Genomic DNA, 12,149 nt, shown 5'->3' on the forward strand with positions numbered 1-12,149 from the left:
GTCAGGCGTTTTCCTGCGGTCCGCGGCCCGCGGGTGCGGTCGCGGCGGCGGTGAGGCCGAGCAGCATCACCCAGGCGTCGGGGTCCGACCGGAAGCGGTTCCAGCGGTCGGCGGCGAGGGCGAGTTCGGCCAGGGAGAGGACGCCCCGGGCCACCAGCGGTTCCAGCCGCTGCGGGCCGAGCTGGGGGGCGAAGGCGTCGGTGGGGTGGTCGTCGTTGGTGGTCGCGAAGGGGCGCAGCGCGACCTGGTCGAAGCCGGCCGATCGCAGCAGCCGGGGCAGCCGTCGGCCGATCGACCGGTCGCCGCCGTCGGCGCGCTGGGCGGCGGCCATCTTGGCGTGCACGCCCGCGAGTTCGGGGTACGAGGGCTCGGCGGCGCCCCACAGCGCGGAGTCGACCTCGGTACAGGCGACCCGTCCGCCGGGTTTCAGCACCCGGCGGACCTCGGCGAGCACGGAGACCGGGTCGGGCACGTGCTGGAGGACGTAGCGGAGCAGGACGAAGTCCACGCTCGCGTCCGGCAGCGGCAGGTCGGCGCCGTCGGCGACGAGCAGGGTGACGCCGGGACCGGCCGCGTGGGCGAGCAGTTCGGCGTCGATGTCGGCGGCGATCAGGGTGGTGCCGGCGGGCAGCGCGGCGCGCAGCCGTCGGGTCACTGCGCCCGGCCCGGCGCCGAGTTCGAGCACGGTGGCGTCGGTGCCGTCCGAGCCGATGCCCAGTTCGCGCAGGATGCGCAGTTCCTCGGGGAAGGAGAGCGCGGCCTGCGCCTCCAGCCGGTCGAGTTCGGCGGCCAGACCGCCGCCGGTGGTGCGGGCCGGGTCGTACGAGCCGCCGACGGGACGGGCGGGGGCGTCGGTGGCGGTCGTGGTGTCGGTGGTGGTCATCGGGGCCTCGCGATCATCGTCATGCCGTGCTTGGGGCGGAGGGTGACCAGGGCCTCGGGCTCCACGGGGAAGCCCTCGACCAGTTCCAGCCGGACCGACTGCAGCAGGGTGGCGAGCACCAGGACCGCCTCCAGCATCGCGAAGTGCTGGCCGACGCAGATCCGGTCGCCGCCGCCGAACGGCAGGTAGAGGTGGCTGGGGAGGTCGGCGCCGTCGAAGCGGTCCGGGCGGTACGCGTCCGGTGCGTCCCAGTAGTCGGGGTGGCGGTGCAGCACCCACTGGCTGACGCACACCAGGGTGCCGGGCTCGACGTGGTACCCGCCGACGGTGTCCTCGGCCACCGCCCGGCGGGAGATCAGCCAGACCGGCGGGTAGAGCCGCATGGCCTCCTGGATCGCCCGGCGGCAGGCCGGCAGGTCCTGGAGGTCGGCGGCGGTCGGCGGGCGGCCGCCGAGGACCCGGTCGACCTCCTCGCGGACCTTGGCCAGCTCCTCGGGGTGGCGGTCGAGCAGGTAGAGCGTCCAGGTCAGCGACTTGGCGGTGGTCTCGTGGCCGGCCATCACGATGGTCAGCACCTGGTCGCGCAGGTCCTCGTCGGAGACCAGGTGGTCGGTGGACATCATGGTGTCCAGCAGGTTGCCGCCCTTCCCGGCACCGTCCCGCCCGCTGCCCCCGCCGCTGCCGCCACTGCCCCCGCTGCTGCCGCCGCTCAGACGGCGGGAGGCGATCAGGGTGCGGGTGACGGTGTTGAGGAAGACCCGGGCCCGGCCGAAGTCGGCGTACCGGCGGGCGGTGTCGGCCGGGTCGGGGTCGGGGCTCGGTACGTAGTGGCCGATGCAGCGGTTGACGGCGTCCACCGCGCGACTGAAGCCCTCGCCGATGCCGTCGATGTCGGCGCCGAGGATGGCGTGGGTGAGGATGCCCAGGGTGAGCGCGGTGAACTGCTCGTCCACCTCCACCGGGGCGCCGGACTCCAGGGACGGGCGCCAGCGCTCCAGCATGGCGGTGGTGGCGTCGGTGACGATCTCGTCGAAGGTGCGCACGGCGCTGGGGCGGAAGGCCGGGGCGGTCAGGTGCCGCTGGCGGGCCCAGTCGGCGCCGTTGCTGGTGAGCAGCCCGTTGCCGAGCAGCGGGCGCAGCATGGCGTCGTCCGGGGTGCCCTCCTTGGTGTAGTTGGCGCCGTTGTCCTTGAGCACGTGTTTGGCGTACTCCGGCCGGTTGAGCAGGTAGACGGTGTCGCCGGCCGCGCGGTGGCGGGTGACGTCGCCGTAGCGGCGGGCCAGGCCGGTGATGAAGTCGAGCGGCGACTCCCTCATCAGCGCCATGTCGACGTCGTCGGCAGGGCCTGGCGGGACGGTGTGCGTAGGCACGGTGCGGACCACCCCCGTTTTCCTCTCGATGCTTACCCGGGACTCCGGAATGCGTACTCGGCCCTGCAATGCGTACCCGGCAATTCCCGGTACGCATTCGAATGCGTATTGCGATGCGTATTCTGATACGTATTCATGGGCGCGTGACGGCTGAAATCTACCGCACCTGCCGCATGTGCTCAATACTTAGTCCGGGCACCGGAAATGAAGTCTTGGCGGCCGATTGCGGCCGTGTCATTCTTCATTTGTCAGCAGCGCCGGGAAGCACCGAGCACCAAGCTCCCGGCACCGCCGGCACCACCGGAAATCTGAGAAAAGGAAAAGTCACATGGCTTTGGACCAGAGGAAGCGGGCCGAGTTCGTCAACGGCTACACCCGTGCCCTGATCAGCGCCTGGTCGAGCGAGGAGTACGCGGCCCGCCTGCGTACCGACGCCCGCGCCGCCCTCGCCGAGGCCGGCCTGGAGTTCCCGGCCGACGCCGAGATCGTCATCGTCTCGACTGCCGCCGAGGGCGAGCAGGAGGGCAACCTCGAGGTGCAGGTCGAGCTCTTCGAGATCGGTCTCGCGACCGGTCGCTACGAGTTCCACATCCCGGAGACCCCGCAGATCGACACCGCCGAGCTCAGCGAGGGCGACCTGTCGGACATCGCGGCCGGCGGCAACTCCTGCTGCTGCCCGTGCTGCTGCTGCACCTGATCCACCCGGGAATCCCGCCCGCCGGGCAGAGTGCCCGGCCGGTCGACCTGAGGACCGGGTCGGCCTGAAAACCCCACAGAGGAGCGATCCACAGTGGCGACTGCCGTCGGGGAACACCCCGTCTCAGTCCGCGGCCTGCGCAAGAGTTACGGCGACTGGCACGCGGTCCAGGGTCTGGATCTGGACATCCACCAGGGTGAGGTCTTCGCCCTGCTCGGGCCGAACGGCGCGGGCAAGACGACGACCGTCGAAATCCTGGAGGGCGTCCGCCAGCGAACCGGCGGTGACGTGCGGGTCCTCGGCTGCGACCCAGCCGAGGACCGGCGCGAGTGGCGCGCCAGGATCGGGGTGGTCCCGCAGACCACCGGCGCCTACTCGGACCTGACCGTGCGCGAAGTGGTCGAGCACTTCGCCGCGTTCTACCCGAACCCGCTCCCGGTCGGCCAGGTCATCGACATGGTCGGACTGGGCAAGCACCAGAAGAAGCAGAGCGCGGACCTCTCCGGAGGCCAGGCCCGCCGGCTCGACGTCGCGGTGGGCATCGTCGGCGACCCGGACCTGATCTTCCTCGACGAACCCACCACCGGGTTGGACCCGGTGGCTCGCCGAGAGGCCTGGGACCTGGTCCGCTACTTCTCCGAGCGCGGTCGCACCACCGTGCTCACCACGCACTACCTGGACGAGGCCGAGGCGCTGGCCCAGCGCGCCGCGGTGATCGTCGCCGGCCGAGTGGTCCAGTGCGGACCGCTGGCCGAGTTCGGCGGCCGCTCACAGACTCCGACCACGGTCTCCTTCCGGATTCCGCCGGAGCTGGCCGGCCGTACGCTGCCGCCGCTGCCACCCGGGGCCGAACCGGCCCCGGTGGGCGTGGACGGCGTACTCCGGATCGCCACGCACGCCCCGACCGCGCTGCTCGCGGCGCTGGTCCCGTGGGCACATCGGGCGGGGGTCGGCGAACTGCCCGAACTGCGGGTGCACCGGCCCACGTTGGAGGACGTCTACCTGGACCTCATCCGGGAGAACGCCGACGGCACCGACCGCGGTGCCGACACCAGCCAGAGCATCACCCACGAGGCGGGCAAGCGATGACCCTCACCCAACCCACCGCGACCGCTCCGGCCCCGGCGGCCACCGCCGCGACGCCCCGGCGCGCCGGCCGGATGCCCGGCATCCTCCGGGCCGGCGCGGCCCGCTCCAAGGTCGAGCTGCGGGCGTTCTTCCGGAACAAGCAGTCGCTGGTCTTCACCCTGATGTTCCCGGTGATCCTGCTGATGGTCTTCGGCTCGATCTTCTCGGGCAAGGTGACCGGCACCGACACCGACGTCAAGCTGGTGTTCATGGCCGGCATCATCGCCGCCGGCGTGATGAGCACGGCCTTCTCCGGCCTGGCGATCAACATCGCGATCGAGCGCGACACCGGGACCGTCCGCCGTCTCGCGATGACCCCGATGCCCAAGTCCGCCTACTTCATCGGCAAGCTGGTCCGGGTCATCGTCACCACCGCGCTGGAGACCGTACTGCTGATCGGCATCGCGCTGGCCCTGTTCGGGCTGCCGCTGCCCAGCACCCCGGAGCGCTGGTTCACCCTCGGGTGGGACCTCGCCCTCGGCACCGTCGCCTGCGCGATGGCCGGCGCCGCGTACTCGGCGCTGATCCCCAACAGCCGGTCGGCCGCGGCGATCGTCACCCCGGTCTTCATGGTGCTGCAGTTCATCTCCGGCGTGTTCTTCCCCTTCGGCCAACTCCCCGCCTGGATGCAGACGGTGGCCGCGTTCTTCCCGGTCAAGTGGATGGCCCAGGGCTTCCGCTCGGTCTTCCTGCCGGACTCCTTCACCGTGGTGGAACCGGCCGGGAACTGGGAGCTGGGGCACATCGCGATGGTCCTCACGGCCTGGTCGCTGGCCGGCCTGCTGCTGACCGCCTTCTCCTTCCGCTGGCGCGGCCCCCGGGTCCGCTGAGACCTCCCCGGAGCTGGACATGACGACGGCAGACCTCACGACGGCGGACCTCGCGACGGCAGGCCCGACGGCGGCGGACCTGACGGCGGCGGATCCGACGCCGCCGCCGGTGCGCCTGCCCGGCCACCTGATCCACCCGTTCGCCCCCGCCGGGCGGGCGAACCCGCACCCGGCCTACCGGTGGCTCAGGGCGAACGACCCGGTCCACTACGACGCCGCGTCCCGGCTCTGGCTGATCACCTCGCACGCCGACTGCGCGACCGTCCTGCGCGACCCGCGCTTCTCGGCCGCCCAGGGCCAGCGCGAGCGCGCCCGCGACGACGCCCTGCCGCCGTCCATGCTCACCACCGACCCGCCGGACCACCACCGGCTCCGGGCCCCGGGGGCGCTGCTCCTGGGGCCGGCCGCCGTCCGCCCGCTCGCCGCCGGCCTCGCCGAGGACGTGGACGCGCTGCTCGACCGGCTGCCCCTCGACCGCCCGGTCGACGCCGTCGCCGAGATCGGACGACCGCTCGCCACCGCCGTCTACGCCCGGCTCTTCGGCCTGCCCGACGGCGAACTCCAGCGCTTCGAAGCGCTCGCCCGGGCCGCCTCGGTCAACCTCGACCCGATGGTGCCGCCCGCCCGGGCCGCCCTCGGCCGCAGCGCCGCCGGCGCGCTCACCCACTACCTCGACAAGCACGCCGCCACGGTCGAGGGCGCTGAGGTGCCGCTGGCCGCCCTGGCCGCCGACGACCGGCTCAGCCGCGCCGAGATGCTCGGCATCCTCAACCTGGCCGTCATCGGCGGCTGGCAGCCCCTCGCCGAGTCCATCGGCAACGCCCTGCACCTGCTGCTGCCCGACCGCGCCGCGGTCGCCCGGCTCGCCGGGGCCGACGAGGACCTCGCGCGCCTCGCGGTGGACGAATTGCTGCGACTGGAAGCGCCGATCCCGTTCACCGCCCGGGTCACCACCGACCGGGTCGAACTGAACGGCGGCGTCCTCCCGCCCGGCGCCCGGGTGCTCGCCGTGCTCACCGCCGCCAACCGCGACCCGGACGTCTTCGCCGACCCGGACGAACTCCGCCTGGACCGCAGCCCCAACCCCCACCTCGGCTTCGGCGGCGGCCCGCACTTCTGCCTCGCCGCCCCGCTGGTCCGGCAGACCTCCGCCCTGCTGCTGCCCCGCCTGCTGCGCCGCCACCCGGCCCTGCGCGGCCCGGCGGGCGCCCCGGACTGGGACCAGTGCCTGGTCCCGCGCCGGCTGCGGGCCCTTCCGATCGACCTCGGCGGTGAGCTGTGACCCCTGTGACCGCTGCGACCGCTGTGACCACGTACGACGCCATCGTGGTCGGCGCCGGCCCGTCCGGCCTGAACTGCGCCCGGCTGCTGCACCGGGAGGGCCTCGCCGTCCGGGTGTACGAGGCCCGGGAACGGCTCGGCGGCCGGATCCACACCTTCCACCCCGCCGACGGCGGCCCGCCGCTGGAACTCGGCGCCCAGGTCGTGCACGGGGAGCACAACCCGGTGCACGAGCTGGTCGGCCCCGGCCGCACCACCGCCGTACCGCGCCGGGTCACCGCCCGGATCGTCGAGGACGGCGCCAACCGCGAGATGGGCGCCCTGAGCTTCGGCCGGCGCGCGCCCTGGCAGCTGGAGGCCATGCTGCAGCGCGCCCCCGGCGTCACCGGCCTCTCCGTCGGCACCTGGCTGCGGGCGGTCGGCAGCACCGGCCCGGAGGCCGCCGCCGCCACCGAGTGGTTCCGGCAGAACTGGGCCGCCGACCCGGACGGGCTGAGCGCCGCCGGCGTCGCCTCCGCGCACCGCGGGGACGGCGTCGGCGAGGGCGAGTACGCCGTCGAGGGCGGCTTCGCCCGGCTGCCGGAGCGGCTGGCCGCCGGGCTGGACGTCCGGCTCGGCGAGCCCGTCCGGGAGGTGCGGTACGGGCCCGGGCGGGTCACCGTACGGACCGGTGCCGGGACAGCCGGGGGGACGGCCGGGGGGACGGCCGGGGGGACGGCCGCCGCCCGGGCGCTGGTGCTCACCGTCCCGCCGGCGGCCGTCGGCGGTGTCGCCGGGCTGCCCGCGCACAAGCTCGACGCCGCCGCCCGACTGCCCGCCGGCGACGGCTGCTGCGCCGTGGTGACGCTGGACCGGTCCGCCCCCGACACCATGATCGTCTTCGACGTCGACGGCCGCACCGGATTCGTCCGCTGCACCGCCGGCCGCCCCGAGGCCCTGGTCGTCGCCAAGGCCGGGGCCGCTTCCCGGCTGCGCGCGGCCCTCGGCGACCGTACGGCGCTGGCGGCGCTGCTGGCGGTGGCACTGCCCTGGACCTCGGACGCCGCCGTCCTCGACGTCACCGTCGCCGACTGGGGCCGGGACCCGTACGCCGCGGGCGCGTTCACCGCACCCCGGGCCGGCCTGGAGGACGCCGCCCGGCAGTGGGCGGAGCCGGTGGACGGCACGCTCTTCTTCGCCGGCGAGGCGACCGTGACGGGCGAACGGCTGCCCTGGGTGCAGGGCGCCCTGGCCAGCGGCGAGCGCGCCGCCGAACAAGTCCTCAAGGCACTTCGATGAACGTGAGTCCGATGACCGTGCACCACGGCTGGTACCTGCTGGCCTTCCGCTCCGAACTGCCCGACGAGATCACCCCGTTGGCCGTCGGACCGCACCGCCTGATCGCCGTCCGCGAGGGGGAGCGGATCCGCGTCCTGGACGCCACCTGCCCGCACCGCGGCGCCCACCTCGGGTACGGCGGCCGGCGCGAGGGCGACTGCCTGGTCTGCCCGTTCCACGGCAAGCGGATCGGCCTCGGCGACCCGTCCAAGCACTGGTCGGTCGCCGAGCACCGGGTGCTGGAGTGGGGCGACGCCCTCTTCGTCCGGCTCTCCGACGATCCCGACGGCGACCGCGGCTTCGAGCGGGCGCTGAAGGCCTGGGAGGCCGAGTACCCGCTGGTCGCGGCCGTCAGCCTGCCGGTCGCCGTGCCGTCCGAGTACGTGGTCGAGAACGCCTTCGACCCCGACCACTTCAAGGCCGTCCACGGCGTCCCCGGCACCCGCGGCATGACCGCGCGCGACGGCGAGAACGGCGAACTGGTCATCGAGGGCGAGTTCCTGATGCAGACCTCGCCCTGGCAGGACGCCCGCACCCTGGAGGGGATCCGCTGGGAGGCGGTCCGCACCGGCCGGGTCCGCTGGGACTTCAAACCGCGCTTCCACGCCCAGGCGTTCAGCCCGAACGTGGTCGTCACCGAGTTCGGCCCGGAGGCGGAACGCCAGGTCATCGTCACCGGCTCGGTGCCCACCGAGGACGGCGGCTGCACCGCCCGCGTCGCCATCGGCGTCCGCGAGAACCAGCGGGCCGCCCTGCCCGCCCTGCTCGGCGGCAGCGAGAAGGCGCTCGCCGAGGACAAGGTGGTCTGGGAGCACCTCGACCACACCATGACCCCGCGCTACGACGCCCGCGACGAGCCGGTCCTCGCCTTCCGGGCCTTCTGCGCCGACTTCACCGGAGGCACCGGTGCCTGAGGCCCCGCACCCGCACCTGCACCTGCGCCGTCAGGGCACCGGCCCGGCCGTGCTCTGGATCCACGGCTACACCATGGACTCCACCACCTGGCAACCGCTGTGGGACCGCCTCCCCGGCTGGACCCACATCGGCGTCGACCTGCCCGGCCACGGCGGCTCGGCCCCGCTCCCCCCGGGGCTGACGCTCACCGCTCTGGCCGGGCAGCTGGCCGGGGTCGCCGAGGAGACCGGCGCCCGGCGGCTGGTCGGGCTCTCCTTCGGCTCCCTGTCGGCGCTGCAACTCGCCATCCAGGAACCGTCGTTGCTCGACCGCCTGGTCCTCGCCGCCCCCACCCTCGCCGGCACCCCCAACGAGGACTCCGCGCGGGTCCGCTACCAGCAGCTGGCCATGCTCTACCGCATGACCGGCCCCGGCGAACCACTGGCCGACCTCTGGATGCAGTCCCCGCCCGACATCTTCACCGGCACCCGGCGCCACCCCGCCCTGCGCGCCGCCCTCAGGTCGGTCGTCGCCCGCCACAGCTGGGCCGAACTCGGCAACCGCGCCATGGACGCCCTCACCGCCCACCAGCACACCGCCGACGACCTGCGCCGCATCACCGCCCGCACCCTGGTCCTCCTCGGCGACGAGGACATGCCCGCCTTCGTGCGCAACGCCGAACTCCTGCACGCCACCGTCCCCGACTGCACGCTGGAGACTCTGACGGCCACCGGCCACCTCCCCCTCCTGGAACGCCCCGAGGAATGCGCCCCCCTCCTCGCTGCCCACCTGGCCTGACCGCCGTACGCCCAGCGGCCCGCTCCCCGAGGACAGGGAGCGGGCCGCTTCGGTTCCGAGCCGGTACGGCTACTGGTGCAGGTACGTGTCGGTGAAGCTGGTGCCGCCGGAGCCGAGACCGCTGGTGCGGGCCTCGTAGGTGCCGTTCGCGCTGGGGTCGAGCGCGACCGGGCCGTAGGAGCCGAGGGACTTGCCGTTGACGGTGGCCGAAGTGAAGCTCAGGGTGCCGAAGTTGGGGTACGAGCCGGTCGGCGACTCGATGATGACCTCGGCGCTGGTGCGCTGCGCGGAGAGGGTCTTGGTGGTGGTGTACGTCCAGCCCCGCGAGGAGTCGGTCAGCTTCAGGGTGTACCTGTTGCTCCCGGCGTAGGTCACCGAGGCGCTGATGGAGTCGCCGGCCGACACCGGGTACGAGCCGGTGCTCAGGTACACCGGGGCCGCCGGGTACATCTCGTACCAGGCCTGGTTCACCGGGCTGCCGCTGGAGCAGTCCGTCGCCACCCCGGTCTGCTCCACGCTGGACGAGCCGTACCCGTCGATGCCGACCCAGGGGGCGTAGAGGTCGTCGGTGGAGTTGCAGGTCACGTGCGGCTCGGTCCAGGTCGCCGACACCGAGGTGAAGCCGCTCCCGGTGGCGGCGTAACCGCCCCAGTTGTACCCGTTGGTGTTGAACTGCAAGGGGCGGAACGACACCCCCTGCGCCGCGGCCGCCGTGCTCGGCGCGGCGGGAACGGCGAGCGTGGTCGCGGCCGCCGCGAGGGTGGCGACACGTATCAGGAATCTGCGCATGCTGGCTCCTTCGTGGGGGACGAGCAGGAGGCTCACACGCCGACCCGGGCCGTGGGGGTGGCCGTGGCAGGGTGGCAGAAGCAGGATTGCCGACCTGTCATGAGCCGAGCAAGGGGAGCGGCACGAAGGTTGATGAAGGAATTGCCATGCCGAGTACAGCACTTGACGTTCCAACTGCCCGCTCGACCCCCACCCCCACCCCCACCCCCACCCCCACCCCCACCCCCACCCCCACCCCCACCCGCGGCACCCTCTACCACGACCCGCATTCGTACGGCCCGCTCCCTGCGCGCAGGGAGCGGGCCGTTCCGGTGCGTGGGTCAGCAGACCGCGCGCGTCATCTCCCGGGAAGCGAATGTCGGATCGACCGGCGGGTGGACATGACGTTGGCTAGCGCCTTCCTGTCCGTGATCCATTCAGTGCTGCCTGCGGAGACCGAGCACTGCACAGCATTGAGAGCGGTGTCGTCGGCCTCCGAAGGCTGGGACAGGTGCGCCCGCATGTAGTGCTTGAAGAGTGCCTGAAGCTGGTCCGGCCTAGTCGCGCCCTTGGTCCTGAGGGAGAAGAGCGGGAGAAACCACTCCTCGAAGCCGTCCTTTGTCGACCGGTTGGCTCGGTACGCCTCGTATAGCGGCTGGAGGCCTGCAGTGCGGTCGTACGGGAGGTGGCCGTGCAGCGCGTACTGGAGCCGAGTGCCGTTGTGCTCGCGGAAGTGCTGGCCGTGGGCGGCGATGTGGTTGGCGGCGTTCTCGGTGATGGTCATGACCGCCGTGTCCGCCTGGTGCCGTCGGGCTGCGGCGAGGGCGGTGGCGTGGATGCCGGCGCGCGGGTCGAGGACGAGGCCGTTGAGGCCGAGGGGTGAGAGGTCGATGCCGTGGTCGCGGGTTCGGGAGAGGATCAGGCGTTGGGCGACGTTGGCGGCGGTGTTCTGGAGGTGCTTGGGCTGCTGGCGGTGGCTGGCGTGGATGTCCGAGCGGTCGAGGACAGGGCGGTCCTTCGCGAGTTCGGCGACGAGGTGGAGGCCGGTGCGGTCTTCGGTGTCGGTGTTGCCGCAGGCGTTGCAGGGGTGGTTGCCGGTGCCGGTCATGTGTCCGCAGGCCCGGCAGGTGGGGACGGTCTCGCGGCTGATGGTGAGGGTGCCGGCGCGGAGGTTGTTCTCGATCATTTCCAGGGCGAGGTTGGCGACCTCGGTGTCGGTGTCGGTCATGATGCCGCCCAACGGGGACTGTCCGGGCGGGTACTTGTCGGCTATCAGGTCGGCCTCGAAGCGTTGGCGGGGGATCTTCGGGCCGTCGGCCTGGCGGTGGCGGAGGTCTCCGGCGAGGGTGACGGTGTTCCACAGGTGGGGCGCGGGCGGTAAGCCGAGGACGGCGTTGAGGGCGGCAGCGAGGCGGATGCCGACGGCCTTACCGGGGTGGGTTTCGAAGGTGAACGCCCCGTTCTGAACAGGCCCGTTGAGGAACAGGTGCCGCACGGGATCCTCCTACATCGGCGGGGTGGTGATTCCGGTCCGGGCGAACCGGCCGTCTCGAAGTTCGTAGCGGAGGATCGCGGCGTTGGGCATCTTGCCCTTCCGCTCCTCGGCGAGGATCTCGGGGAGGGTGCGGCCTTCTACCAGGGACCGGAGTGCCACGGCGGCGGTCTGGTGGGTGAAGGCGACGACGGTGTGGGATTCCTGGAGATCGGCCCGGGCGAGGGCGACGAACTCCGCGGCCCGGGCGAGGACGTCCTCGGCGAGCGACTCGCCTCCGCCCGGTGCGGTCCAGATGTGCTTGCGCAGGCGGCGGTCCTCGGCGAGTTCGGGGTAGCTCTCGTAGAGCTCGCGTTTGGTCATATAGGTGGCGTCGCCGTAATGCTGTTCGTCCAGGAGCGCGGTCTGCCGGGGCCATTCGTCGGGGAGGCCGGGCAGGGCGATCGTGGCGGTGTCGATCGCCCTGCGGTAGGTCGAGGTATAGACACGGGGCTCGGGGCCGGCGAGGTCCGGCAGGACACCGGCGAGCCATTGGGCCTGCCGGAAGCCGCGCGGGGTGAGGCCGACGACGGTGCGGGAGATGGCGTGAGCGGCGGGTCCGTTGTAGGGGCGGGGGTCCTGGTAGAAGCCGTTGTACTTGTCGGCGTTCTCGACGGACTCTGCGTGCCGGATGACGAGCAGGGGCATGGTG

General features: G+C 72.8%; 12 protein-coding genes. 7 read left to right on the forward strand and 5 right to left on the reverse strand.

The window, feature by feature from the left end; translation table 11 throughout:
- Position 1 precedes the first annotated feature (1 nt).
- Complete coding sequence (locus tag IE332_RS03010; RefSeq protein WP_189913439.1) at positions 2-883, reverse strand: class I SAM-dependent methyltransferase; 882 nt, start codon at positions 881-883, stop codon at positions 2-4.
- A complete protein-coding gene (locus IE332_RS03015; RefSeq protein ID WP_189913440.1) occupies positions 880-2,253 on the reverse strand; it encodes a cytochrome P450 in 1,374 nt (457 codons plus the stop codon). The genes IE332_RS03010 and IE332_RS03015 overlap by 4 nt, the downstream gene beginning before the upstream one ends.
- A 328-nt stretch (positions 2,254-2,581) precedes the next feature.
- Here IE332_RS03015 and IE332_RS03020 point away from each other — a divergent pair, with 328 nt between their 5' ends.
- The 7 genes from IE332_RS03020 (at position 2,582) to IE332_RS03050 (ending at position 9,198) form a co-directional block, all read left to right on the forward strand.
- Entirely contained in the window at positions 2,582-2,950 is a 369-nt protein-coding gene (locus IE332_RS03020) for a hypothetical protein (RefSeq protein WP_229928241.1), read from the forward strand.
- A gap of 93 nt (positions 2,951-3,043) precedes the next feature.
- Positions 3,044-4,039 carry an ABC transporter ATP-binding protein gene (locus tag IE332_RS03025; RefSeq protein ID WP_189913441.1) on the forward strand — a complete coding sequence of 332 codons (996 nt, stop codon included), beginning with the start codon at positions 3,044-3,046 and terminating at the stop codon, positions 4,037-4,039.
- Complete coding sequence (locus tag IE332_RS03030; RefSeq protein ID WP_189913442.1) at positions 4,036-4,908, forward strand: ABC transporter permease; 873 nt, start codon at positions 4,036-4,038, stop codon at positions 4,906-4,908. Before IE332_RS03025 ends, IE332_RS03030 begins: the two co-directional genes overlap by 4 nt.
- Before the next feature lie 19 nt (positions 4,909-4,927).
- Positions 4,928-6,190, forward strand: a complete 1,263-nt coding sequence (locus tag IE332_RS03035) for a cytochrome P450 (protein ID WP_189913443.1) — start codon at positions 4,928-4,930, stop codon at positions 6,188-6,190.
- 5 nt (positions 6,191-6,195) lie between these two features.
- Positions 6,196-7,467 (forward strand): flavin monoamine oxidase family protein, encoded by a 1,272-nt coding sequence (locus IE332_RS03040; RefSeq protein ID WP_189913444.1) that lies wholly within the window; start codon positions 6,196-6,198, stop codon positions 7,465-7,467.
- 11 nt (positions 7,468-7,478) lie between these two features.
- Positions 7,479-8,420, forward strand: a complete 942-nt coding sequence (locus IE332_RS03045) for a Rieske 2Fe-2S domain-containing protein (RefSeq protein ID WP_189913445.1) — start codon at positions 7,479-7,481, stop codon at positions 8,418-8,420.
- Positions 8,413-9,198, forward strand: coding sequence for an alpha/beta fold hydrolase (locus IE332_RS03050; protein WP_189913446.1), 786 nt, complete (start codon positions 8,413-8,415; stop codon positions 9,196-9,198). Before IE332_RS03045 ends, IE332_RS03050 begins: the two co-directional genes overlap by 8 nt.
- 69 nt (positions 9,199-9,267) lie before the next feature.
- Here IE332_RS03050 and IE332_RS03055 read toward each other — a convergent pair whose 3' ends face one another.
- The 3 genes from IE332_RS03055 to IE332_RS03065 form a co-directional block, all read right to left on the reverse strand.
- On the reverse strand, positions 9,268-9,987 hold the full coding sequence (locus tag IE332_RS03055) for a G1 family glutamic endopeptidase (protein WP_189913447.1): 720 nt from the start codon (positions 9,985-9,987) through the stop codon (positions 9,268-9,270).
- Between the two features lie 337 nt (positions 9,988-10,324).
- Complete coding sequence (locus IE332_RS03060; RefSeq protein WP_189913448.1) at positions 10,325-11,461, reverse strand: hypothetical protein; 1,137 nt, start codon at positions 11,459-11,461, stop codon at positions 10,325-10,327.
- Positions 11,462-11,470: 9 nt separating this feature from the next.
- Complete coding sequence (locus tag IE332_RS03065; protein ID WP_189913449.1) at positions 11,471-12,145, reverse strand: histidine phosphatase family protein; 675 nt, start codon at positions 12,143-12,145, stop codon at positions 11,471-11,473.
- Positions 12,146-12,149: the final 4 nt, after the last annotated feature.

The organism is Kitasatospora xanthocidica (assembly GCF_014656195.1).
GTDB lineage: Bacteria > Actinomycetota > Actinomycetes > Streptomycetales > Streptomycetaceae > Kitasatospora > Kitasatospora xanthocidica.

What these genes read in the sequence shown, in the direction of transcription:
- IE332_RS03010 (WP_189913439.1), bottom strand. Translation starts at nt 883, where the DNA reads ATGACCACCACCGACACCACGACCGCCACCGACGCCCCCGCCCGTCCC.
- IE332_RS03020 (WP_229928241.1), top strand. Translation starts at nt 2,582, where the DNA reads ATGGCTTTGGACCAGAGGAAGCGGGCCGAGTTCGTCAACGGCTACACC.
- IE332_RS03030 (WP_189913442.1), top strand. Translation starts at nt 4,036, where the DNA reads ATGACCCTCACCCAACCCACCGCGACCGCTCCGGCCCCGGCGGCCACC.
- IE332_RS03035 (WP_189913443.1), top strand. Translation starts at nt 4,928, where the DNA reads ATGACGACGGCAGACCTCACGACGGCGGACCTCGCGACGGCAGGCCCG.
- IE332_RS03045 (WP_189913445.1), top strand. Translation starts at nt 7,479, where the DNA reads ATGACCGTGCACCACGGCTGGTACCTGCTGGCCTTCCGCTCCGAACTG.
- IE332_RS03055 (WP_189913447.1), bottom strand. Translation starts at nt 9,987, where the DNA reads ATGCGCAGATTCCTGATACGTGTCGCCACCCTCGCGGCGGCCGCGACC.
- IE332_RS03065 (WP_189913449.1), bottom strand. Translation starts at nt 12,145, where the DNA reads ATGCCCCTGCTCGTCATCCGGCACGCAGAGTCCGTCGAGAACGCCGAC.